Below are 22,607 nucleotides of genomic sequence, written 5' to 3' on the forward strand. Positions count from 1 at the left end.
AGCGAGATTGGCGACAAATGATCGCCACGGCAAGAGGAACACACGGGAGATCAAATGCCGCATGTGCGCGGCATAGCGCGCTCAGTTCGTCGCGGCCGTTTTGCCTGACGGAATGGACGCATCACTCGCAAGGCCGATCTCGTCGCGCAGCGTATCCGTGTGCTCGCCGAGCACGGCCATGGTCTTGCCGGGGGTGGTGTCGGCGGCCGACATCCGGAACGGCAGGTTGAGGACCTGGAAGGAACCGCCTTCGTCCTCCACAGACGAGAGCGCCTGGCGATGCGCGAGCTGCGGATCGGCGAGCGCCTCGGACACGGTTCGATAGGCCGAGGCCGGCACACCGGCGGCGCCGAGCGCGACGAGACATGCATCGGTCGTGAGCTGCCGTGACCAGGCTTCGACGCCATCCATCATCTCCGCCCAGTTGTCGCGTCGCACACCGTAGGCGGAGAAGCGCGCATCGGCGATCCATTCGGGGCGACCGATCACGCCCATCAATCCCTGAAACGTCTTCTCGCTGGCGACCGTGATCATGACGTAGCCGTTGGCCGTCTCGGTCGGGCCGAACATCGGGCGCGGCGGCGGCTTCACGGCGAATTGCGAGCTCTGCAACTCGATCACCGTCAAAGTCAGCATCGATTCCAGCATCGAGACGTCAATATGCTGGCCCAGCCCGGTCACGGTGCGCTGATAGAGCGCGGACGCGATCGCGCCGAAGCCGTAGGTGCCGGTGACGACGTCGGCATGGTAGATGCCGCAATAATCCGGGCGGTTGCGGCCGGGCTGGTAGGCGAGATGGGCCATGTCGTAGCCGGAGGCCGCGTGGATCACCGGTGCATAGGCCGGCAGCTCGGCCGAGGGACCACTCTGGCCGTAGCCCGAGATCGAGCAATAGATCAGCTTCGGGTTGACCGGACGCAGGCTGTCGTAGTCGAGCCGCAGGCGGTGCATCACGCCGGGGCGGAAGTTCTCGACCAGGATGTCGGCGGTCGCGGCCAGCCGGCGGACCGCCTCCTTGCCGTCCTCGGACTTCAGGTCGAGCACGACGCTCTTCTTGCCGACATTGAGTTGTCCGAACACGGTGCTGCATCCCTTGCGCAGTGGCGGCCGGGTCCGCATCGTCTCGCCACCGTCGGTCTCGATCTTGATGACCTCGGCGCCCATGTCGGCGAGCATCCGCGCACAGTGGGGACCGGCAATAGTGGTCGAGAAATCCAGCACCCGCAGGCCAGCGAAGGCCTTTGTCGTCGTCCCCTCATGCTTGTCTGCTAGCTGCATGCTTGCTGCGTCCTTGCCTGTCCTCGGATCCCTTAGGGACGTCGATGTTCCCTCTTGTTGGTGCGTCGACCCTAGATGGCGGCGGCTGACTAGGAAAGTCTTTACCGAACGGACACGACTCGCGGAGGGGCTTGAGAATTCCAAGGGCAACTGGACCCGTTCTTGCATAGCAGCAAGCGGGATCGGAAGAGGGCAACCGTTCTTGAGGGTCTTGTTCGTCACAACCGAGATGGACGATTTCGTCCGCGTTGGCGGGCTCGGCGCCGTTTCCGCTGCGCTTCCCAGAGCCCTTCGCCCTCTCGCCGATATCCGGATCATGCTGCCCGGCTATCGCGACATCATCGAACAACTCATGCATGTTCAGATCGTTGGCCGTTGCCCGGCGTTGGCGGAGATGCCGGCCTGCTCGCTCGGGCGGGCCGCGACCAAGGACGGCCTGCCGGTCTATGTGTTGTTGTGCTCACAGCTCTACGACCGGCCCGGCAATCCCTATGGCGACGAGTCCGGACGCGACTGGCCCGATAACGACATCCGTTTCGCGCGCTTTGCCTCGGCAGCCGCTGAGCTTGCCGCGGGCAAGCTGGACAAGAATTGGGCAGCGGACCTGGTCCATGCCAATGACTGGCAGGCCTCGCTCGTGCCGGCTTACCTCGCCTGGCGCGGCGCCAGGCTGCCGTCGATCCTGACAATCCACAACCTCGCCTATCAGGGCCTCTTCCCAAAGGACTCGTTGCGGCGGATCGGCGTACCGGAGAGCTCCTTCCATATCGACGGCGTCGAGTTCTACGACCAGCTCTCCTTCCTCAAGGCCGGGCTGGTCTACGCCTCGCACCTCACCACCGTCAGCGGCACCTATGCGCGGGAGATCACCACAGCCGAATTCGGCTGCGGCCTGGAAGGTCTGTTGCGCCTGCGCTCCGACGCGTCCGAGCTCACCGGCATCCTCAACGGCATCGATGAGAGCTGGGATCCGCGCTCCTGCGCGAAGCTTGCCCAGCAATTCGGCGCCGGTGACTGGGTCGGCAAGAAGGCCAATGCGGATTACGTGCGCAAGCAGTTCGGACTTGCGGTGTCGCGCGGCCCGATGTTCGGCATCGTCGCCCGCCTCGTGCACCAGAAGGGCATCGACCTCGTGCTGTCGGCGGCCGACGAGATCATCGAGTCCGGCGGACAGATCGTGGTCACCGGCTCCGGCGAGCCCGCGCTCGAGCAGGCACTGATCGATGCGCATCGCCGCCGCCCCGACGCCATCGGGGTCGCGATCGGCTTCAATGACGCCCAGGCGAGGCGCATCTTCGCCGGCAGCGACTTCACCCTGATGCCGTCGCGCTTCGAGCCGTGCGGCCTCAGCCAGATGTACGCCCAGCGCTTCGGCTCGCTGCCGATCGGCCACCAGACCGGCGGGCTCGCCGAGACCATCACCGACGGCGAAACCGGTTTCCTGTTCTCAAAACCCTCGCACGAATCCTTCCTCGGCGGCGTCCGGCGGGCGTTCTCGACCTTCATGGCGCAGGACCAGCTCGACTCCATGCGCCGCAGCGCCATGGGACGATCGTTCTCCTGGAGCATCTCGGCCGGCAGCTATAGCGCGCTGTACCGCAAGCTCGCGGCGGTGTGAGGGGACGAGACGTTTTCCGTCATTCGATTGAGCAGCGAGCACTTGCCTCTCGCCGTCACCCTGAGGTGCCGGAGCGAAGCGGAGGCCTCGAAGGGCGACGGCCCGGCTGCAACCCGGCCGCTCATCCTTCGAGGCTCGCCGCGCAGTGCAAAGGCACTGCGCAACTCGCACCTCAGGATGACGGGGCTAAAACTTCGCTGCGCCGACTGAGGACCTCACTCCCTCCCCCGTACGTCCATCTGCGGCCGCCCGATCCAGGCCCTGTTGAGGCAGCGGGTCATCCAATCGGGTTGCAGCTCGCCCCGCAGCCGCGCCTGCGCTTCCTGGTAGGGACCGACATAGCGCAGCCTGTGCGGCAATTTTGGATAGACGCGCCTTATCCATTTCAGCGCGGTGTCGGCAGACTTGGTGTCGCGCTCGTCGAGCTCAAAACCGAAGCCCGCGCGCAAGCGCTCCGGCAGCAGGCTGGCGGTAAGCGCGCGGTACCATCGGGGTGGCCGCAACCACGGACGCGCGCCATCAAAAATCTGCGCAGCGACCTCGCGTGCCGCCGCGCTGACAGTCAACGTGTCCGACTGCTCCATCGCCGTGGTGTAGGCCGCAAAGCCGGCCCAGTTCGCCGGCAGGTCGTCCGCCGTCAATCCAAACAAGGCGCCGAACGCCCGGCTCTCGGTCCAATAGCGCTCGCGCTCCTCCGCCGAGAGCGGCGCCAGGACCAGATCGTGCGCCATGAGCGCGGTATCGGCCAGCGTCGCGTGAACCCAGCGCAGCGCCGCGATGTCGTTGGCACAATAGGGCGAGCCTGCCGCGAAGGGTCCGACGGTCTTGGGCATCTGACCTGATATCATGCTATGGCGCCTGTGCAGCTGCCGGGACGACAGCAGCGCCCGGTCGAGCGAGCCGAACACCATGGCAAAGACGATGTCGAAGGTGCGATGGAAGCGGCCGATCGGATCGGCAAGGGTCCGCGAATGCTCGGCGATGGCGGCAGCGACCCAGGGATGCGCCAGTTGAAGCAACAACGCGCGGCCGGCGCCGAGAAAGATGACAGCCTCCCGGTCGATCCGCCAGGTTATCGAGGACGGACCGTATACGCCGGCAACCGGTCCCGCTGCGTTTGCCCGGACCCTGTCGAGGATAGTTTCAAGATCGCTCTCGGACACCACTTGCAGGGCCTTTCGACTGCAGACACCTAGGATCCGCAAGGCCTGTGGCAATTCGATGAAATGAACGACGGCTTGTGGCGCTATTCCGCGGCCATCGGCATCTCGTCCATATGCTCGTGCAGCACCACGCCCGACAGCGGATCGAATTCACCGATCCACGGCGCGCGCGCCAGCACCGACCGGGTATGCGCGTAGCCGGCGTCCCAGCGCCGCATGATGCCCGACGGGCTGAAGTCGATGTCTTTGGTATAGGTCTCGCGATCGAGCCGCGGTGCCAGCAACCGCACCACGTGCATGCGCGTCGAACAGCCATAGCTGATCAAGTCCCTCACCGCGGGATCATCGCGCTCGCTCTCGGGCAACCGTGCCGCAAGCTCGTTGATGACGTGGCGCAGCCGATGGGCCTGCTGCTGGCGCTCGATCTGGCTCGCGATCCGGCTGGAATACTGCACATCCTTGTGCCGGGTCAGGACCTCCCCCATCGTCGTCGGCTCCGCGCCGACGGGATTCCACAGATGCACGGAGAAGATCAGCGAATCCTTGCGCGGATTGTCGTCGAACACGGCTTCCGTCGGCGAGTTCGACAGGATGCCGCCGTCCCAATAGAGCTCCCCATCGATACGCACCGCCGGGAAGGCCGGCGGCAGCGCGCCCGAGGCCATGACGTGCTTCACCGTCAGCTCACCGTCGCGGCTGTCGAAATAGCGCATCTGGCTGGAGCCCACATGTGCCGCACCGACCGTGAGACGCGGCGAGCAGCGATTGGCAAGGCCGAAATCGACGAGCTCGCGCAGCGTGTTCTCCAGCGGCGCAGTCGAATAGTAGCCGGCCCGATCGGCGCCGAGCAGATAGGAATCGCCGGCATGCGCCAGCAGATTGGGCCGGAAGAAGCCGGCGATGCCGTTAGTGACGATCGACCAATAGGCCAGCTTGTCGTCGAAGCCAGGAACACCGGTGCGCAGAGGCCAGGCCGGATTTTGTTCCATCCGCTTCCAGAACTCCTTCAGGCGCGCGAGCCGATTCTCCGCCGCGTTGCCGGCGATCAGACTCGCATTGATGGCCCCGATCGAGGTCCCGATGACCCAGTCCGGCTCGATGCCCGCCTCGTGCAGGGCCTGGTAGACGCCCGCCTGATAGGAGCCGAGCGCACCGCCGCCTTGCAGCACCAGCACGATTTGTCCAGGCAGGTCCTTGGATCTGCACTCCCCGGCATTTCCCTGCATGCTCGTCGCACTCCTGCTCCAGAGAGCTTGCCTGTCTCTTCTTCGCAAAATCCTCCAACATTGTTACGCCCGGCGACCGTCAGCCGTCCAGCAACCGTCGTCCGGAAGGGGGTGACCGCGGAGCCGGCGGAGCGTTAACGCTTGGCCGGAGCTTCCTGGGGCGGGTCATCATCGGCGATGGCACGCCAGGCCGCGCCTTCGAGGTCGTCGTACTGGCCGCTTCGGAGCGACCAGAGGAAGGCCACTAGGCCGGCTAAACCGAGCATCAGTGCCAGCGGAACCAGGATGACCAGGATCTCCATCACACGATCTCCCGCGAGGCGCTGCGCGCGCGCAGCGAATTCAGCATGACCAGGATCGACGATCCGCTCATGGCAGCCGCAGCGATCAGGGGCGTCACGACGCCGCTGATCGCGACCGGCACGGCGAGGACATTATAGCCGATCGCAAGCCAGAGGTTTTGCCGCATCATGTGCAGCGCCTTGCGCGCGGAGTCGATGGCGGCCACGACCGGCGCCAGCGGCCGGCCGAGGAAGACGAGATCGGCAGTGGCCTGGCTGAGATGGGCGGCCGAGATCGGCGACATCGAGACATGGGCCGCCGCCAGCGATGGCGCATCGTTCATGCCGTCGCCGACCATCAGCACTTTTGCGCCGCGCCGCTTCAACTCCTCGATCCGCGCGATCTTGTCGGCCGGCGTCACGCCGGCGCGCCATTCGGCGATGCCCAGCGCATGGGCCGCGGCTGTCACCGCGGGCTCCCGGTCGCCCGAGAGGATCTCCATGCCGATGTTGCGCGCCTGCAGCGCCGCGATCACGGCCTGGGCATCCGGGCGCAGGCCCTGCCGCACCGAGAGGATGAATTTGTCGCTGCCCTTGCTGAAGGCCACGATGGAGGCCTCGGGATCGAAACCGGTCGTGTCAGCGACCAGCGCCTCGGCGCCGCAGAAGGACGCACGACCAAGACGGATTTCAACGCCATCGACCGTCGCGCGCACGCCCTGCCCGGCCTCCTCGACCGCGCCGACAACAGGCGATCCGGCGCCGGCGGCCTGCGCGACCGCCGCAGCCACCGGATGATGGCTCGACAGCGCGAGCCGGCCGGCGAGCTCGAAGACATCGGTGGGAATGTCGGCCGCGTTCATCACTTCGAGATCGGGCAGTGTCAGCGTGCCGGTCTTGTCGAAGATGACATGGTCGGCTTCGGCCAGCCGCTCGATCGCATCGCCGGAATTGAGCAGCACGCCCGCCCTGAACATTGCGCCCGAGGCCACGGTCTGCACGGTCGGGATCGCAAGGCCGAGCGCGCAGGGACAGGTGATGATCAGCACGGCAACGCCGGTGACGATCGCATCATGCCAACCCGCGCCGGCGATGACCCAACCGATGATGGTGAGCAGCGCGGTCGCATGCACGACCGGCGCGTAGAGCCGCGAGGCGCGGTCGGCGAGCCGCATGTAGCGCGAGCGCGCCTGCAACGCGTTGTCGAGCAGCCGCGTGATCTCCGCGAGCAGCGTCGCCTCCGACGCCGCCGAGACCCGCACCCGCAGCGTGCCCGAGATGTTCATCGATCCGGCATAGACCGGCGTGCCGTGCTCGGCCGTGACATAGAGCGTCTCGCCGGTGATCAGGCTCTGGTCGATCTCGGAGCGTCCCTCGATCACGGTGCCGTCGACCGCGCAGCGCTCGCCGGGCCGCAGCAACACGATGTCGCCGGGATGGATCGCCGCCACCGGCACCTGCGAGATCTCGTCAGGCCCGACGAACTTCGCCGCCGTCTCCGCCTTCAGCGCCGCGAGATTGCCCGCGACAGCGCGGGTCCGCCGCCGCATGTTCTGGTCGAGGAAGCGACCCACCAGCAGAAAGGTGAGCAGCATGATCGCGGCGTCGAAATAGGCGTGCTCGGCGTGATGGATGGTCTCGACCACGGACATGCCGAGCGCGAGGATCACACCGATCGAGATCGGGACGTCCATGTTGGTGGTCTTGGCCGACAGCGCGCGCCAGGCCGAGCGGAAAAAAGGCTGGCCGGCATAGGCCGCCGCCGGCAACGCGATCAGCGCCGACAGCCAGTGGAAGAAGTCGCGCTGCTCGGGCAGCATGTCCGAGACGTTGCCCGACCACACCGGGATCGACAGCATCATCACGTTCATGGTGGCGAACGCGGCGACGCCGAGGCAGCGAAGCAGGAAGCGCGATTCGGCGACCTCGGTCTCTTCCGCGCTCTCGGTCTCGAAAGGGTAGGCTTTGTAGCCGAGCTCCTCGAGCCGATCGATGAAGCGGGCCGGGTCGAGCGTGCCCTGCTTCCACTCCAGCGCGACGCGGCGATCGGTGAGGTTCACGCGCGCCAGCGTGACGTCGGGAATGGCGGACAGGCCGCGTTCGATCTTGGCCATGCAGCCGGCGCAGTGAACGCCCTCGACCGCGAGATCGATATGCTGGACGCCCTCGCCCGCGGTCCGGACGTAATGCGAAAAGTCCCGCGTGACCTGCATGACGAAATCCCTCAGTTCAGGATCACGCGGTTGCGCGACAGGAAGACGCGCGTCCCGCGCGCTTCGCCCTCGATCACCAGATCCCACTGGCCTGGCGCAACAGTCGCGGCGTTGCCGCGATAGATGCCGATGCCGGCTTCAGTGAGCTCAACCGCGAGATCGGCGCGCTTGTCGGTCGGCCGCTCCAGGCGTCCGCCGAACTTCAAGCCCGTCACCGGCCGGCCGGCCGCGTCGCGCGCCTCGACCTGAAGCGCGGCACCGCCGTCGGCCCGGCGTTCGATATGGGCGTTGACCTGCCATTGGCGCGCGGCCTGGTCGTGCGCCGCCGATATCTCGCGGTCATAGGTGAGACCTGCGGCGTAGGGGCTATCGACGTCGGTGCCGGGCAACGTCGCGATCGCGAGCTTCATCATGGTCACGTTGACGCCGATGACGACGCCGAAGAAGGCGACCAGCATCAGGAAGACCTTGGTTCCGGTCAGTGGCTTGGATGCCATGGCAGTCTCCTGGTCTTACGGCGAGACGAAATTGTCGGTCGTGGAAGCGGCCTCGCCGAGCCCGATATCGGTGACGCGGAAGCGGACCGGGATCGACTTCTCCGGATTGCTCTGGGCCGGCGCGGTGACGAGCAGGCGCAGCTCGCTGGTCGAGTCGCGCGGGATCACGATCATCGGCCGGTCGGGCGTCACCGAATCGACGCCGACGACATGGATCGTCGCGTTGACCGGGCCGTCCGCGTCGATCGCGATGACGCGATCATAGCCGCTCTTGTTCAGCAGCCGGACCGTGTAGGCGTTGCGGATCGAGCCGTCGCTCAGCCTGACCGCGACCGGGTTGCGGTCGTGCAGCACGTTGACGTCGAGCAGGCTGCGCGTCGCCAGCGTGTACAGCATGATGCCGCCGACAGCCGCGATGATGGCGCTATAGACAATGGTGCGGGGCCGCACGATCCGGTAGACCGGCGCCTTGCCTTCCTGGCGGCGCTGGATGTTGATGTCGTTGTCATAGCCGATCAGTCGGGTCGGCCGGCCGATCTTCGTCATGACGTTGTCGCAGGCGTCGATACAGAGCCCGCACTGGATGCATTCGAGTTGCGGCCCGTTGCGGATGTCGATGCCGGTCGGACAGACCGCGACGCACTGGTAGCAATCGACGCAGTCGCCGACATGCTCGCCGAGCGCGCGCAGCTCGGCCGCCTTCTTGACTGACGTACGCTTCTCGCCGCGATCGTAACGGTAGGTGACGTTGAGCGCCCACTCGTCGGTGAGCGCCGCCTGGATGCGCGGCCAAGGGCACATATAGGTGCAGACCTGCTCGCGCATGTAGCCGGCGAGCACATAGGTCGTCGCGGTGAGGATGCCGATCCAGATATAGGCGACCATCGGCGCCTGGAAGGTCAGGAGCTCCTTCACCAGCGTCGGGGCATCACTGAAATAGAGTACCCAGGCGCCGCCGGTCCACCACGCGATCATGAGCCAGATCGAGTGCTTGAGCGCGATCTCGAAGACGCGCCGCGGCGTCAAACCGGATGACTTGTCTTTCTTCATCCGCTCGCGGCGGTCGCCTTCGACGAATCGCTCGACCGCATAGAACAGGTCGGTCCACACCGTCTGCGGGCAAAGATAGCCGCACCAGATGCGGCCGCCGACGGAGTTCATCAGGAACAGCGCCACGGCAGCCACGATCAACAGGCCGGTGAAGTAGTAGACCTCCTGCGGCCACAGCTCGATGAAGAAGAAGTAGAAGCGGCTGTTGGGGAGATCGATCAGCACAGCCTGGCTGGGGGCGCCGAGGCCGCGATTCCAGCGCACGAACGGCAGGAAGTAGTAGACGCCGAGACAGAACGCCATCAGGCCCCATTTGATCCGGCGGAAGGTGCCGGAGGTGCTCTGGGGATAGACCTTCTTGCGGGCCGCGTAGAGCGGCCCGTAGTCGTCGTCCGATGTGAGTTCGTTCGGGTTCACGGTCTTGTTCATCGCTTGGAATTTCTCGACAAGGTGCGATTAAACGTTAGACCCGACGCCGCCGCGTCAGTTGATCCAGCTCAAGCGGGGGCACTATTGTTCGCCCCCGCTTGTCTCCAGTCGGCTATTTTCCACCGCCCAGCGAGTGGACGTAGACCGCCATCGCCTTGATGGTGGCGGGGTCGAGCCGCCCTTCCCAGGCCGGCATCACGCCCGCGCGGCCCTGGCTGATGGTCTCGATCAGGGTCGCCTCGTCAGAGCCATAGAGCCAGATCTTGTCGGTCAGGTTCGGCGCGCCCATCTCCTGGTTGCCCTTGCCGCCGTCGCCGTGGCAGGCGACGCAGTTCTCGGTGAAGATCTTCTCGCCCTTGGCCGCATCGTAGCCGTTGCGGGTCGGAAGACCCGACAGCGACCGCACGTAATTGGCCACCGTGACGATCTCGTCCGGCTTCAGGACACCGTCCTTGCCGAAGGCGAGCATCTGGCCCTCATGCGTCTTGGCGTGGCCGGAGCGCGCGCCGAACTGGATGGTCTGCATGATCTGTTCGAGCGTGCCGCCCCACAGCCAGTCGTCGTCGTTCAGGTTCGGGAAGCCCTTCGCGCCGGCACCGCCGCTGCCGTGACACGGCGCGCAATTGTCGCCGAACACAGTCCTGCCCTTGGCACGGGCGAGCGCCAGCAGCGCCGGATCCTTTTCGATATCGGCGAGCGGCGCCGCCGCCAACGCCGCCATCTTCTCGCCGCGGAGCGTCTCGAGATTGGAGAGCTCCACCGCGAGGCTGGCGCGCGTCGAGTAGCCGAGCAGCCCGGTCGTATGGCTCGAGATCAGCGGCCAGGCCGGATAGACGATCCAGTAGCCGATCGACCAGATGATGGTGAGGTAGAAGCTGATCACCCACCAGCGCGGCAGCGGCGTGTTGAGCTCCTTGATGCCGTCCCACTCATGTCCGGTCGTGGACTTGCCGGAGACGGAATCGATGTCGCTATGATGATCGGTCATGATCTCTTACTCCTCCCGCAACGGCAGGCGCGCCGCTTCGTCGAAAGCGGCCTTGTTGCGAGGCCAAAATGCGTAGGCGATGATCGCGAGAAAGATCGCGACGAACACCGGCGTCCAGATCGTGGTCACGAGACCGGACGCGAGATTGTCGAGTGTGAGGATGGCTTTCATCGTTCATGCCTTCTCAGCGAAGATTGGCTTTCTCGTTGTAGATCTTGAAGTCGACCAGCGTGCCGAGCATCTGCAGGTAGGCGATCAGCGCGTCCATCTCGGTCGGCGTGCCGGCCTTGCCGTCGAAATTGCGCACCGCCGCCTTGGCATAGCGCTTGCTGAAGGCATCGGCGCCGGGATTGTCCGGATCGGCCTGGGCCTTCAGGTCGGCGGCCGCGTTCGCGATCTGGTCGTCGGTGTAGGGCACGCCGACAGCCCTCTGCGTGCGCATATGGTCGGCGATCGTGTCCGGATCGACTTCATTGTGGGCCAGGAACGAATAGCCCGGCATGACCGACTGCGGCACGATCGCGCGCGGGTTGGTCAGATGGGTGACGTGCCATTCGTCGGAATATTTGGCACCGACGCGGGCAAGGTCGGGTCCGGTGCGCTTCGAGCCCCACTGGAACGGGTGGTCGTACATGCTCTCGGCGGCGAGCGAGAAGTGGCCGTAGCGCTCGACCTCGTCGCGCAAGGGACGGATCATCTGCGAATGGCAGAGATAGCAGCCCTCGCGGACGTAGATATTGCGGCCTGCGAGCTCCAGCGGCGTGTACGGCCTGACGCCGTCGACCGCCTCGATCGTGCTCTTGAGGTAGAACAGCGGCGTGATCTCGACGAGACCGCCGATCGAGATCACCAGCAGGATGCCGACGATCAGGATGATCGAGTTCTTTTCGAAGATTTGGTGGCGTGTCCAGAACGACATGGTGGAGCTCCTCATTCCGCCGGCTGAAGAGCGACGGGCATCTGGACTTCCGCCTCGCCGACGCGAACGGTCATCCAGAGATTGTAGGCCATGATCAGTGAGCCGATCAGGAACAGCGCGCCGCCGGCGGCACGGATGATGTAGAAGGGATGCATCGCCTCGACGGTCTCGATGAAGGAATATTCGAGGAAGCCGAGCGAGGTGTAGGCACGCCACATCAGGCCCTGGAGGATGCCGGACACCCACATCGCCGAGATGTAGAGAACGATGCCGAGCGTGGCGATCCAGAAGTGCCAGTTGACGAGCTTGAGGCTGTAGAGGCCCTTCCGATTCCAGGCCCACGGCACCATGCAGTAGAGCGCGCCGAAGGACACGAAGCCGACCCAGCCGAGCGCGCCGGAATGCACGTGGCCGATGGTCCAGTCGGTGTAGTGGCTGAGCGAGTTGACCACCTTGATCGACATCATCGGGCCTTCGAAGGTCGACATGCCGTAGAAGGCGACGGAGACGACGAGCATGCGCAGCACGGGGTCGGTGCGCAGCTTGTCCCAGGCACCCGACAGCGTCATCAGGCCGTTGATCATGCCGCCCCAGGAGGGCATCCACAGCATGATCGAGAAGGTCATGCCGAGCGTCTGCGTCCAGTCCGGCAGCGCCGTGTAGTGCAGATGATGCGGGCCGGCCCAGATGTAGAGGAAGATGAGCGCCCAGAAGTGGATGATCGAGAGCCGGTAGGAATAGATCGGCGCTCGGCGCGCTTCGGGATGAAGTAGTACATGATGGCGAGGAAGCCGGCGGTCAGGAAGAAGCCGACCGCGTTATGGCCGTACCACCACTGGAACATGGCGTCCTGGATGCCGCCCCAGGCGATGTAGGACTTCGAGCCGAACACCGAGACGGGCAGCGCCGGGTTGTTGCCAAGGTGCAGGACAGCAATCGTCACGATGAAGGCGAGATAGAACCAGTTCGCGACGAAGATATGCGGTTCCTTGCGCTTGATGATGGTGGCGAGGAAGACGAGGAGGTAAGCGACCCAGACGATGGTCAGCCAGAGGTCGGCGTACCATTCGGGCTCGGCATATTCCTTGGACTGGGTGACGCCGAGTAGATAGCCGGTGCCGGCCACAAGGATGAAGAAGTTGTAGCCGACCACGACGAACCAGGGCGCGAGATCGCCGGCAAGGCGCACGCGGCACGACTTCTGCACCACATAGAAGGACGAGGCGATCAGCACATTGCCGCCGAAGGCGAAGATCACCGCGGAGGTGTGCAACGGACGCAGGCGGCCGAAGCTGGTCCATTGTAGATCGAGGTTCAGCGCGGGCCAGGCCAGCTGCGAGGCGATAATGAGACCAACGAGGAATCCGGCAATGCCCCAGAACATCGCCATGAAGGAGGAGAACTTGATCGGACCCATATTGTAGTTGGGGCGCCCGTTGATCTCCGCCGGCGCCAGCTCCGGCGGGCGATCGAAGTAGCGGTTGACGATGCAGAACACCGCAACGAGGCTCGCCAACGCGCTGAGCCCGGCATGGAAGGCGAAGGGCCCGTCGAGCGCCTTGGCCGCGGCGATTACGCAGAGGAAGGCGGTGACTGCGAACACGACAGCCAAGCCGCTTTCACCGATGGTCATGGATTTTGAGTTGGAGGGCTGGCTCATGCGGATTCTCTCTGAAAGAACACGGGGCCAGAAACCACATTCACCCTCGCGGGGAATTGATTGAAATCAAGACAGATGGGTTTCTGTTAATGCAAGCCGGCCATGAGACAGAAAAATAAAATACTTGCGTGGCCCATTGCACGACGCAAATGGCCGCCACCTCCGTGAAATCACGGAGGTGGAAATCCCGTCTGCCAGAGATATCCCGTTAGTCGCGCGCGGTCGCCTTGAGCGCCGCGATGACGTCCTCGCGGGCGATGATTCCGACCAGCTTCTGCGCACCGTCGAGCACGATGATGCTCCTGATACGGTGCTCGACCATGATCTGGAGCACCCGCGTCAGCCGCGTGTCGGGGCTGACATAGATGAACTCGGGCGTCATGACGTCACGGATTTTGCGGCTCATCAGGTCGTGATAGCGCGGCAACATCTGGCTCGGCGTGAAGGCGAAGCACTTCAGGATGTCGAATTTGGTGACGATGCCGACGACCTGCCCGTCGTCCTCGACCGGATAGCTGTTGAAATCGTCGCGCTCGAACATCTCGCTGAGCTCGAGCACGTCGTGGTCAGGCTTCACCGTCCTGACGTTGCGCGTCATGTAGCCGTCGACGGTCTGCTCAAGAAATCTGTACACGGCGCGTCCTCCTCGCTTCGCTTTTGGCCGGTGGCAGTCAGTGCGACAGCAGCACGCAGCGGGCGGATTGAGTGACCAGATACTGGGTGACACCTCCGAGGATCAACCCGCGAAACCTCGAATGCCCATAGGCCCCCGCAACGATCAGGCCGGCCCCGACGTCGCTTGCGATTTTGTCCAATTGCGCGGCGGCGGATTCGTTCCGCATGGGCTTCGCGACGCGCGCAGTTGCAGTCACACCGTGGCGGGCGAGCCAGGCGGCAACGTCGGAGACACCAGCCATCACAGCCGAAGTGTCGTCATCCCGCTCCGGGATCTCGACGATAGTGACCTCCCTCGCCTTGCGCAGCATCGGCAGCGCGTCCGCCACCGCGCGCCGCGATTCCGGCGTGTCCTTCCACGCCACCAGCACGCTGCGCAGATCGAGCCAGTTGACCCGGTCGGGGACGACCAGAAGCGGGCGGCCCGTCTGCATCACCAGATCTTTGGGGCTTGCGAGCGCAAAAGCGTCGGAGAAGGCCGGGCTGTGCCCACCGCTGACAACGATATCGGCGCAGCGCACCTGCGCCAGCACGAATCGCGCCGGAAAATCCACGGCGCTACGCCACTCCGCCCGTCCGCCGAATGTCTTCGTGGCGGCGCGGAATTGCGCCTCCAGATCGGCAAGCCGCCGCTTGACCGAAGCTTCGCCCTGATCGATCAGACCCTGGGCCTCGGCGCCATCGGTGAAATAGAGCGGGGGGCGCGAACTGTGCCGCGGCGACCCCGACGATGGCCGCCTCGAATCGTTCGGCGAGTCCGCCTGCGACCTGAAGGCGCGAATCGTTGGGCTGATCGAGCGCCAGGCTGACCATCACGGTCGCATATGACATCGGGATTCTCCGGGGCATTGAACTGGCGCCAAATCTAGCCTCGCCGACAGGGGGCAGGATGAGGTAGATCAAATCGCCAGGCGGCCTACGGCGGGAAATCCACCAATAGAATCAGACATCCGAACTTGCCTCCGGCGGAGCCTTGGGCGAAATTACCGCCACGGTGGCGGCAAATCGGCCGGCCGCGAGAAGATTGGAGCTGCTGTTTGTCGCCGACCCGCGTAACGCATCCGCAAGACGATGGTCGCGGCGAGCACTTCCGGGTCCGGATCGAGGGGTTCGGGGTCGGCACCTGGGATCTCGACCTTACGACACGGGAGCTGGAGTGGTCGGAAACCGCCAGGATGCTGCTCGGCATCGCGCGAGACCGACCGGCGAGTTATGAACTCTTCCTGTCACGCCTGGAACTCAAGGATCGCGAGCGCGTCGAGGACGCGATCCGGCAGGTCGCGAAGCATGGCGGCGGCTTCGACGTCTCTTTCAGGATTTCCGGCCGTTCCGACCGGGGCAAATGGATCAGGGCCCGCGCCGGCCTGATCCGCGACGAGTCCGGCGCCGCCCGTCATCTCAGCGGCATCTTGCTCGATATCGACGAGGAGAAGCAGGTCGAGGAGGCGCTGCGCACGCGCGAGACCCATCTCCGCTCCATCCTCCAGACCATTCCCGATGCCATGATCGTCATCGACGGCCAGGGCATCATGCAGCTCTTCAGTACGGCCGCGGAGCGCCTGTTCGGCTGGTCGGAGCAGGAGGCGATCGGCCAGAACGTCAGCATCCTGATGCCGGAGCCCGACCGCACCCGCCACGACAGCTACATCGCGCGCTATCGCACGACGCACGATCCGCACATCATCGGCATCGGCCGCATCGTGACCGGCAAGCGCCGCGACGGGACCACCTTTCCGATGCACCTGTCGATCGGCGAGATGCAGTCCGGCGGCGAGCCCTATTTCACCGGCTTTGTCCGCGACCTCACCGAGCACCAGCAGACCCAGGCCCGGCTCCAGGAGCTGCAGTCCGAGCTCGTCCACGTCTCGCGCCTGACCGCGATGGGCGAAATGGCCTCCGCGCTCGCCCACGAAATCAACCAGCCGCTGGCGGCGATCAGCAATTACATGAAGGGATCGCGGCGGTTACTCGCCGGCAGCGCCGATCCGAACACGCCGAAGATCGAAAGCGCGCTCGATCGCGCCGCGGAGCAGGCCTTGCGGGCCGGCCAGATCATCCGGCGCCTGCGCGACTTCGTCTCCCGCGGCGAGTCCGAGAAGCGGGTCGAGAGCCTGTCGAAGCTGATCGAGGAAGCCGGCGCGCTCGGACTTGCCGGCGCGCGCGAGCAGAACGTGCAGCTCCGCTTCAGCCTCGATCCGGACGCCGATCTCGTCCTCGCCGACCGGGTGCAGATCCAGCAGGTGCTCGTCAATCTGTTCCGCAACGCGCTGGAAGCAATGGCGCAGTCGCCGCGGCGCGAGCTCGTCGTCGCCAACAGACGCGTTGGCGATGACATGATCGAGGTGGAGGTGTCCGATACCGGCTCCGGCTTCCAGGACGACGTCATTCCAAATCTCTTTCAAACCTTCTTCACCACCAAGGAATCCGGCATGGGCGTGGGACTGTCCATTAGCCGCTCGATCATCGAAGCTCACGGCGGCCGCATGTGGGCCGAGAGCAACGCATCGGGCGGGGCGACATTCCGCCTCACCTTGCCGGCAGCCGACGAGAGCTGATCCATGACGACCAAGGGACATGTCTACGTCATCGACGACGACGCAGCGATGCGGGACTCGCTGAACTTCCTGCTGGACTCCTCCGGCTTCGGCGTCACGCTGTTCGATAACGCGCAAGCCTTCCTCAACGCCCTGCCCGATCTCGCCTTTGGCTGCGTCGTCTCCGACGTGCGCATGCCGGGCCTCGACGGGATCGAGCTTTTGAAGCGCATGAAGGCGCAGCACAGCCCGTTCCCGATCCTGATCATGACCGGTCACGGCGACGTGCCACTCGCGGTCGAGGCGATGAAGCTGGGCGCGGTCGACTTCCTGGAAAAACCGTTCGACGACGACCGCCTCACCGGTATGATCGAAACGGCAATCCGCCAGGCCGAGCCGGCCGCCAAGAGCGAGGCCATCGCGCAGGATGTCGCCGCCCGGGTTGCGTCCTTAAGCCCCAGGGAGCGCCAGGTCATGGAGGGGCTGATCGCGGGCCTGTCCAACAAGCTGATCGCCCGCGAATACGACATCAGCCCGCGCACCATCGAGGTCTACCGGGCCAATGTCATGACCAAGATGCAGGCTAACAGCCTGTCGGAGCTGGTCCGGATGGCGATGCGCGCCGGCATGCTGAATGATTGAGGCAAATCGAATTGAGGCAAGTCAAGATCGCCCCTTTTCGGCTGTGCTAGCCAAGGCTACATGATCGAGATTGGCTCGCACCCCCAGCGACTCCAAATGGCGCCATCGGCAAAGCCCACCGTCTATGTGGTCGATGACGATGCCGCCGTGCTGGGCTCCCTGCAATTCCTGCTGGAAACCGACGGCTTCGCCGTGCGGACTTTCAGGAATGCGACGGCCCTGCTCAATGCCAGCGGAACGCCGGGCGCGGACTGTTATGTGATCGACTACAAGATGCCCGACATCAACGGCATCGAGCTGGCCGGCCGGCTGCGGCAGTCCGACGAGGGCACGCCCGTGATCCTGATCACTGGCTATCCGGACGGGAATATCTCGGCCCGGGCCGCGGCCGCGGGCGTCAAAGACGTGATTTTGAAGCCGCTTCTCGACGAGAACCTGGTCAAGCGCATCCGCCACGCCATCCAGGACCGGCGCTGAAACTGACCTACGGGGTTCTACGTAGGTAGACCTCCTTAAGATATCGCGCGAATTTTCGAAGCACCCGATACCGCGTACCAAAGCGCCATCACAACGGAGATGGCGCAGATGCTGACCCAGACGCTCAACACCCAGGCGATCAACACCCAAATCGGTGGCAAGATTGCCCCTGCCCATCCCGTTTCCGACCAGTTCGGCGCCATCACCGGCCATGCCGGCCTCATCGCCACGGAGTTCTCCTACCGCAAGGACGAGGAGATCTACGGCGAGGACGAGCCGGCCGAATATGTTTACCAGGTTGTTGCCGGCGCGGTGCGCAGCTACAAGCTTCTCTCCGACGGCCGCCGCCAGATTGGCGCCTTCCATCTTCCCGGCGACCTGTTCGGCCTCGAATCCGGCCCGACCCACCGCCTCGCCGCTGAAGCCATCATCGACACCACCGTGCGCCTCGTGAAGCGCGCGAGCCTGGAGAAGGCCGCCGGCACCGACGTGCAGGTCGCCCGCAAGCTCTGGGCCATGACCGCTTCCGAGCTGCGCCATGCCGAGGACCACATGCTGCTGCTGGGCCGCAAGACCGCGATGGAGCGTGTTGCGACCTTCCTCCTGGAAATGGACCGCCGCCTCGCCGTCGCCGGCATGATGGCGCTGCCGATGTGCCGCCGTGACATCGGCGACTATCTCGGCCTCACCCTCGAGACCGTGTCGCGCGCGCTGTCGCAGCTTCACGCCCAGGGCATTCTCGGCTTCTCCGGTGCCCGCCAGATCGTGCTGCGCAACCGCCAGCGCCTGCACAATCTCGACGCCTGATTTCTTCCTCCCCACCCACTTGGCCGGCTGGCTTCGCTCAGCCGGCCATTTCTTTTGTTGGGATCATTCCCGCGCGCCGGGTCTCCGGCATCACCAGCAGAATCAGCAGGAGCCCGGTCGCGGCGATGCCGGACAGGCCGACGAACGCGGTGGCATTGCCGAACTTGTCGCTGACATAGCCACCAAGCGCGGTGCTGAGCGATGCGCCGATGCCGGTCGCGGTGCCGACAATGCCCTGCGCAAGATTGAAGTGGCCGCTGCCGAAGGCGACGTCGGCGACGATCAGCGGAATCATCACCGCAAACACCGCGGCGGTGATGCCGTCAAACACCTGCACCATCACCAGCACATAGGGATCGCGTACGGTCGCGAACAGCAGGCCGCGAATCGTCAGCGCGCCGAACCCGACCAGAAGCAGCGGCCGCCGGCCCCAGATTTGCGCCCTGCGGCCGACTGTCGGTGACAACAGCGCCACGATCGCCTGCGGGACGATGATGCAGGCGGCGACGAGCACCGTCGCCCACTGGCTCGACCGCGCCGTCACCGCGCTCGCCATGAGCGGCATCATCGAAGCGTTCGCCAGTTGCAGCAGCAGCACGCTGAGCGCGAAGACGATGAGCGGCCGCTGCCTGATAAGGTGCCAGATATTGGTGTCGCCGGGAACCGGCGCTTCGCGCGGCATCTCGCCGTGACAGCGCGCGATGTCGACCTCCTCCTCGCGGATGCGCGACAGCGCGATCAGGGTGGGGATCGCGAGCAGGAAGGTGACGAGGAACACCGAACGGCTCGACAGGAGATAGCCGGCCGTTCCCATCACCGCCGCCGCGACGCCGTTGCCGAGCGAGGCGAAGCGGGCGTTGCGGCCGAGCCGCTCGCCGATTTTGAACGGACCGACGAGACCGAGGCTGATCGCCGCGATCGCCGGCCCCAGCACGCAGCTCGCCGCGGCATGCAAGGTGGCGGCTGTGACCACCACGGGGAAGATCGGCATCGCCGCATAGGCCAGCGCACAGCAGCCGATCGTCACGATCGCAAGCGCGGCCACCAGCCGCTCCGATTTTGCGGCATCGATGATGGCACCGCCCGGCATCTGCCCGATCAGGGCAACGATGCCGCCGATCGACAGCACGAGGCCGATCTCGACCTGGGTCCATTTCTGCGTCGTCAGATAGACGGCGATGAAGGGACCGAACCCGGTCTGCACATCGGCGAGGAAAAAGATGAACCAGTCGAGGCCACGCAGGCTCTGGCGCGACGGCGCCGGAATGCCCGCAGGTGATCGCACGGCAAGATTGCCCTGTTCAGCGCGATCATCGCGATCAGCATGCTTCGGCTTCCTCGACAACAGCACAGGCGGTCAGCCCTCCCTGTACCTCACTGGATCGCTTGCAGCGGCTGAAGGCTGCCGGACGCGCCGAGCACGACCATCGGCGTGTCCTCCTTGTATTCCGGTGCGGCCGCGACCTGGGCCTTGGTCAATTCCAGCGTGATGCTCCCCTTCTTGCTGGTGATCTTGCCGAAGCGCAGGGCGTTCCAGTCCACCACGATCTTGCGGCTGCCGACACCGAGGAAGCCGCCGAAATCGATCACGGCGGCGCGCACATGGCCGGTTCGGTCGACGATGATGTCGACGATGCGGCCCATGTCCTCGTCCGCGGCGCTGCGCACGTCGCGGCCGAGCACGCCATGGGCGTCGTTCGCGCCGATGATGGTGACCGACGGCGGCGGCGCGGCGTCCTTCGGCGTGACGGGCACGGTCGAGGCCGGCGGCGGTGCCGTCGCCGGCGCATTAGCTTCACTGGGAGCCGCGGGTTGCTCCTCCGCGGCACGTGATACGGCGACCGTCAATCCCGCGACGATTGCCGCACTCAGGACCAACCATCTGGCGGTACGCATGCACCCTCCTCGCGGCGCGCCGCTAGCGCGCCAGCACAATCGAAACCTGGATCTGGCCGCGCGTGCGCAGCACCTCCAGCGCAACGTCGTCACCATGGCGACTGATGCGCAGATCGACACTGGAATCGCAAAGGCACAGATCGTGCAGGATCACCTCGTTCAGGAACGCCGGCAGATGCGGATTGCGCAGCCGGATCTCGCGGCGCGCGACGTCGAACTCGATGCCCAGCGCCGCCTCCAGCAGCGTGAACGGCGTTGCGCTGGCCCAGGCCTGCGGCGCGCAGGCGACTGGATATAGAGTCGGGCCGCGCCGCTTCTCGCGCCGGAAGCCGCAGAACAATTCAGGCAGCCGGCGCAGGTCCATGTAGGTTGCAGCGTCGAACAATCCCTTGAAGACATGCGCCACCGCATGCTTGAGGCCATAGCGCGCGAGCCCCAGCGTGATCAGCGCGTTGTCGTGCGGCCAGATCGACCCGTCATGATAGGACATCGGGTTGTAGCGCGCCTCGCCCTGCGCGACCGTGCGAATGCCCCAGCCCGAGAAGAAATGCGGCTGCATGAGGTCGGCAGCGACCAAGCGCGCGCGATCTTCGCGGATCATGCCGCTGAACAGGACCTGCCCTGCATTCGAGGTTCGTACCTTGCAGGGCCGCTTCTTGCCGTCGAGCGCCAGCGCATAGGTGCCGAGCTCCTCGCACCAGAACGCCTTCTCGAAACGCTCGGCCAGCGCCCTGGCTTCGGCCTCGAGCTTTTTCGCGCGGTCGGCCTTGCCGAGCCGCAGCGCGCAATGCGCGGCAAGCTGCTTGGCCGCGTAGACGTAACCCTGGACCTCCGCGAGCGCGATATTGCCTTCCGCGAGCTGGCCGTCGGCATGGAAGATGGCGTCGTAAGAGTCCTTCCAGCCCTGATTGACCAGCCCCTTCTCGGTCGCGCGCTGGTATTCGACGAACCCGTCCTTGTCAGGATCGCCAGGACCATCAATCCAGCTCAGCCCTGCCTCGATCGCGGGCCACAGCTCGACCAGCGTCTTCTCGTCGCCGGTGCGCTCGAAATAGCTCCCGGCGAGCAGGACGAACAGCGCGGTGGAATCGACGCTGCCGTAATATTGCGCGAACGGCACCTCGCGCAACGCCGCCATCTCGCCGCCGCGCATCTCGTGCAGGATCTTGCCGGGCGCGGCATCGGCGAGCGGATCGACAGCCTTCGCCTGGAAATGCGCGAGCCGCCGCAAGACGCCCTTGGCGACGCGCGGATCGACCCACAGCATCTGGAGCGCGGTGATCAGGCCATCGCGGCCGAACGTCGTCGAGTACCAGGGAATGCCGGCATAGGGATAACGCCCCTGCGGCGTCTCCGTCATCAGCATGTTGAGGTCTGCCATGGCCTGGCACAGCACCTCGTTGAAGATGTTGTTCGACGTCTCGATGCTGGCGGCGCCGATCGTGGACTGGCGCATCTCGCGGCGATGGGCCAGCAGGCCTCTGAAAAACCGCGCCGGCTTTTCCGCTATGGGCCGGTTGCAGGACACGGCCACGAACAGCGACTTTGCCTCGTGCGGACCCAGCTCGAGCTGCCAGGTCGCGGCGTTCACCGAGAGCCGGGTCGGACGCGGATCGAAATGCAGGCCGGTGGTGCGCTCGACATCATCAAGGCCGCGATATTCATACAGGACGTCGGTCGGGCCAATCAGCCGGCTCGTGCCGGTCCCGCGGCGCGCGCGTCGCTCGCCGCGGACTTCGAACAGGTCGGCGAAATCATTGCCAAACAGAAGCGTCAACTCGAAGCTGGCGCGCTGCTCGCCATGATTCTGTACGCCGATGCGCTGGTACGCCGTACCGCGCCACAGGAAGATCGTGCGCACGATGTGCAGCAGATCCCTTTGCAGCACAATGCGCCCATGGCGATAGATGTCGGGATTGGTGAGATCGACCGTCAGTCCCGAATTATCGTCCCGCAGGTTCGAGCCGAGCAGCAGTGGCTGGAGATCGTCGAGCACAAGCTCCAGCCGCGCCAGATAGCGCGTATCGTGATGAAACAAGCCATCCGGCCCGCCGGCCGAGGCGCCGATGTCGCCATGGCTGTCGAGGACGATGAAGGTGTCGTCGTGCTTGAGCGAGCGCCTCGGCCGCGCCGCAGGGCCTGTCATTGGAATGTAGAACGCCTGCTCGGCGACGGCCTCCACCGTCTGCGATACGGAAACCATCTTGGTTATGGCTTCGGCTGCCATCAGCTGCTCCCCTGCGGCTTGTTTCGA

19 protein-coding genes and 2 pseudogenes are annotated in these 22,607 nt (G+C 65.1%); 5 read left to right on the plus strand and 16 right to left on the minus strand.

Annotated features, from left to right (window positions below; all coding sequences use genetic code 11):
• Positions 1 to 81: 81 nt before the first annotated feature.
• Positions 82 to 1,278, minus strand: coding sequence for a CaiB/BaiF CoA transferase family protein (locus tag AC629_RS06570; RefSeq protein ID WP_084803924.1), 1,197 nt, complete (start codon positions 1,276 to 1,278; stop codon positions 82 to 84).
• A gap of 202 nt (positions 1,279 to 1,480) precedes the next feature.
• Between AC629_RS06570 and glgA the strand changes: the two genes are divergently transcribed.
• A complete protein-coding gene (gene glgA / locus AC629_RS06575) occupies positions 1,481 to 2,896 on the plus strand; it encodes a glycogen synthase GlgA (RefSeq protein ID WP_084803925.1) in 1,416 nt (471 codons plus the stop codon).
• Between the two features lie 215 nt (positions 2,897 to 3,111).
• Here glgA and AC629_RS06580 read toward each other — a convergent pair whose 3' ends face one another.
• The 12 genes and pseudogenes from AC629_RS06580 to AC629_RS06635 form a co-directional block, all read right to left on the minus strand.
• Entirely contained in the window at positions 3,112 to 4,062 is a 951-nt protein-coding gene (locus AC629_RS06580) for an oxygenase MpaB family protein (RefSeq protein ID WP_084803926.1), read from the minus strand.
• 80 nt (positions 4,063 to 4,142) lie between these two features.
• Positions 4,143 to 5,285: a patatin-like phospholipase family protein gene (locus tag AC629_RS06585; protein ID WP_084803927.1), complete on the minus strand. Its 1,143-nt coding sequence runs from the start codon at positions 5,283 to 5,285 to the stop codon at positions 4,143 to 4,145.
• A gap of 134 nt (positions 5,286 to 5,419) precedes the next feature.
• Positions 5,420 to 5,587, minus strand: coding sequence for a cbb3-type cytochrome oxidase assembly protein CcoS (gene ccoS, locus AC629_RS06590; protein ID WP_084803928.1), 168 nt, complete (start codon positions 5,585 to 5,587; stop codon positions 5,420 to 5,422).
• Positions 5,587 to 7,779, minus strand: a complete 2,193-nt coding sequence (locus AC629_RS06595) for a cation-translocating P-type ATPase (protein ID WP_084803929.1) — start codon at positions 7,777 to 7,779, stop codon at positions 5,587 to 5,589. The genes ccoS and AC629_RS06595 overlap by 1 nt, the downstream gene beginning before the upstream one ends.
• A gap of 11 nt (positions 7,780 to 7,790) precedes the next feature.
• Positions 7,791 to 8,276, minus strand: coding sequence for a FixH family protein (locus tag AC629_RS06600; protein WP_084803930.1), 486 nt, complete (start codon positions 8,274 to 8,276; stop codon positions 7,791 to 7,793).
• A 15-nt stretch (positions 8,277 to 8,291) separates the two neighbouring features.
• Positions 8,292 to 9,755 carry a cytochrome c oxidase accessory protein CcoG gene (gene ccoG / locus AC629_RS06605; protein ID WP_084803931.1) on the minus strand — a complete coding sequence of 488 codons (1,464 nt, stop codon included), beginning with the start codon at positions 9,753 to 9,755 and terminating at the stop codon, positions 8,292 to 8,294.
• A 112-nt stretch (positions 9,756 to 9,867) separates the two neighbouring features.
• The gene (gene ccoP / locus AC629_RS06610) at positions 9,868 to 10,743 is read right to left on the minus strand and encodes a cytochrome-c oxidase, cbb3-type subunit III (RefSeq protein ID WP_084803932.1); all 876 of its coding nucleotides are present in this window, start codon (positions 10,741 to 10,743) and stop codon (positions 9,868 to 9,870) included.
• A gap of 6 nt (positions 10,744 to 10,749) precedes the next feature.
• A complete protein-coding gene (locus AC629_RS06615) occupies positions 10,750 to 10,914 on the minus strand; it encodes a CcoQ/FixQ family Cbb3-type cytochrome c oxidase assembly chaperone (RefSeq protein ID WP_027558455.1) in 165 nt (54 codons plus the stop codon).
• A gap of 13 nt (positions 10,915 to 10,927) precedes the next feature.
• Positions 10,928 to 11,662 (minus strand): cytochrome-c oxidase, cbb3-type subunit II, encoded by a 735-nt coding sequence (ccoO, locus tag AC629_RS06620; protein WP_084803933.1) that lies wholly within the window; start codon positions 11,660 to 11,662, stop codon positions 10,928 to 10,930.
• A gap of 11 nt (positions 11,663 to 11,673) precedes the next feature.
• Positions 11,674 to 13,322, minus strand: a pseudogene (gene ccoN, locus AC629_RS06625) (cytochrome-c oxidase, cbb3-type subunit I).
• A 208-nt stretch (positions 13,323 to 13,530) separates the two neighbouring features.
• The gene (locus AC629_RS06630; RefSeq protein ID WP_084803934.1) at positions 13,531 to 13,956 is read right to left on the minus strand and encodes a CBS domain-containing protein; all 426 of its coding nucleotides are present in this window, start codon (positions 13,954 to 13,956) and stop codon (positions 13,531 to 13,533) included.
• A 37-nt stretch (positions 13,957 to 13,993) separates the two neighbouring features.
• Positions 13,994 to 14,828, minus strand: a pseudogene (locus AC629_RS06635) (universal stress protein).
• Positions 14,829 to 15,034: 206 nt separating this feature from the next.
• Here AC629_RS06635 and fixL point away from each other — a divergent pair.
• From fixL to AC629_RS06655, 4 genes are all read left to right on the plus strand, one after another.
• The gene (gene fixL, locus AC629_RS06640; RefSeq protein ID WP_084803935.1) at positions 15,035 to 16,552 is read left to right on the plus strand and encodes a sensor protein FixL; all 1,518 of its coding nucleotides are present in this window, start codon (positions 15,035 to 15,037) and stop codon (positions 16,550 to 16,552) included.
• Between the two features lie 3 nt (positions 16,553 to 16,555).
• Positions 16,556 to 17,173 carry a response regulator FixJ gene (gene fixJ, locus AC629_RS06645; protein ID WP_084803936.1) on the plus strand — a complete coding sequence of 206 codons (618 nt, stop codon included), beginning with the start codon at positions 16,556 to 16,558 and terminating at the stop codon, positions 17,171 to 17,173.
• A gap of 60 nt (positions 17,174 to 17,233) precedes the next feature.
• Complete coding sequence (locus AC629_RS06650; RefSeq protein ID WP_084803937.1) at positions 17,234 to 17,650, plus strand: response regulator; 417 nt, start codon at positions 17,234 to 17,236, stop codon at positions 17,648 to 17,650.
• Positions 17,651 to 17,758: 108 nt separating this feature from the next.
• Complete coding sequence (locus AC629_RS06655; protein WP_084804001.1) at positions 17,759 to 18,457, plus strand: helix-turn-helix domain-containing protein; 699 nt, start codon at positions 17,759 to 17,761, stop codon at positions 18,455 to 18,457.
• Positions 18,458 to 18,494: 37 nt separating this feature from the next.
• On the opposite strand, the gene AC629_RS06660 is transcribed toward AC629_RS06655, so the two are convergent.
• Genes AC629_RS06660 through AC629_RS06670 form a run of 3 tightly spaced genes read right to left on the minus strand, consistent with a single transcriptional unit; the run spans position 18,495 to position 22,580 of the window.
• Positions 18,495 to 19,808 carry an MFS transporter gene (locus AC629_RS06660; RefSeq protein WP_084803938.1) on the minus strand — a complete coding sequence of 438 codons (1,314 nt, stop codon included), beginning with the start codon at positions 19,806 to 19,808 and terminating at the stop codon, positions 18,495 to 18,497.
• Positions 19,809 to 19,831: 23 nt separating this feature from the next.
• Positions 19,832 to 20,353: a PRC-barrel domain-containing protein gene (locus AC629_RS06665; protein ID WP_084803939.1), complete on the minus strand. Its 522-nt coding sequence runs from the start codon at positions 20,351 to 20,353 to the stop codon at positions 19,832 to 19,834.
• 22 nt (positions 20,354 to 20,375) lie between these two features.
• The gene (locus tag AC629_RS06670) at positions 20,376 to 22,580 is read right to left on the minus strand and encodes an amylo-alpha-1,6-glucosidase (protein ID WP_084803940.1); all 2,205 of its coding nucleotides are present in this window, start codon (positions 22,578 to 22,580) and stop codon (positions 20,376 to 20,378) included.
• Positions 22,581 to 22,607: the final 27 nt, after the last annotated feature.

This window comes from Bradyrhizobium sp. NAS80.1 (assembly GCF_001908205.1).
Lineage (GTDB): Bacteria > Pseudomonadota > Alphaproteobacteria > Rhizobiales > Xanthobacteraceae > Bradyrhizobium.

Bases quoted from the DNA above. Each gene is read 5' to 3' on its own strand.
- AC629_RS06650 (WP_084803937.1), top strand. From the start codon at position 17,234: ATGATCGAGATTGGCTCGCACCCCCAGCGACTCCAAATGGCGCCATCG.
- AC629_RS06600 (WP_084803930.1), bottom strand. From the start codon at position 8,276: ATGGCATCCAAGCCACTGACCGGAACCAAGGTCTTCCTGATGCTGGTC.
- AC629_RS06570 (WP_084803924.1), bottom strand. From the start codon at position 1,278: ATGCAGCTAGCAGACAAGCATGAGGGGACGACGACAAAGGCCTTCGCT.
- fixJ (WP_084803936.1), top strand. From the start codon at position 16,556: ATGACGACCAAGGGACATGTCTACGTCATCGACGACGACGCAGCGATG.
- AC629_RS06665 (WP_084803939.1), bottom strand. From the start codon at position 20,353: ATGCGTACCGCCAGATGGTTGGTCCTGAGTGCGGCAATCGTCGCGGGA.
- ccoP (WP_084803932.1), bottom strand. From the start codon at position 10,743: ATGACCGATCATCATAGCGACATCGATTCCGTCTCCGGCAAGTCCACG.
- AC629_RS06615 (WP_027558455.1), bottom strand. From the start codon at position 10,914: ATGAAAGCCATCCTCACACTCGACAATCTCGCGTCCGGTCTCGTGACC.
- AC629_RS06595 (WP_084803929.1), bottom strand. From the start codon at position 7,779: ATGCAGGTCACGCGGGACTTTTCGCATTACGTCCGGACCGCGGGCGAG.
- ccoS (WP_084803928.1), bottom strand. From the start codon at position 5,587: ATGGAGATCCTGGTCATCCTGGTTCCGCTGGCACTGATGCTCGGTTTA.
- AC629_RS06585 (WP_084803927.1), bottom strand. From the start codon at position 5,285: ATGCAGGGAAATGCCGGGGAGTGCAGATCCAAGGACCTGCCTGGACAA.
- ccoO (WP_084803933.1), bottom strand. From the start codon at position 11,662: ATGTCGTTCTGGACACGCCACCAAATCTTCGAAAAGAACTCGATCATC.
- AC629_RS06670 (WP_084803940.1), bottom strand. From the start codon at position 22,580: ATGGCAGCCGAAGCCATAACCAAGATGGTTTCCGTATCGCAGACGGTG.
- AC629_RS06655 (WP_084804001.1), top strand. From the start codon at position 17,759: ATGCTGACCCAGACGCTCAACACCCAGGCGATCAACACCCAAATCGGT.
- ccoG (WP_084803931.1), bottom strand. From the start codon at position 9,755: ATGAACAAGACCGTGAACCCGAACGAACTCACATCGGACGACGACTAC.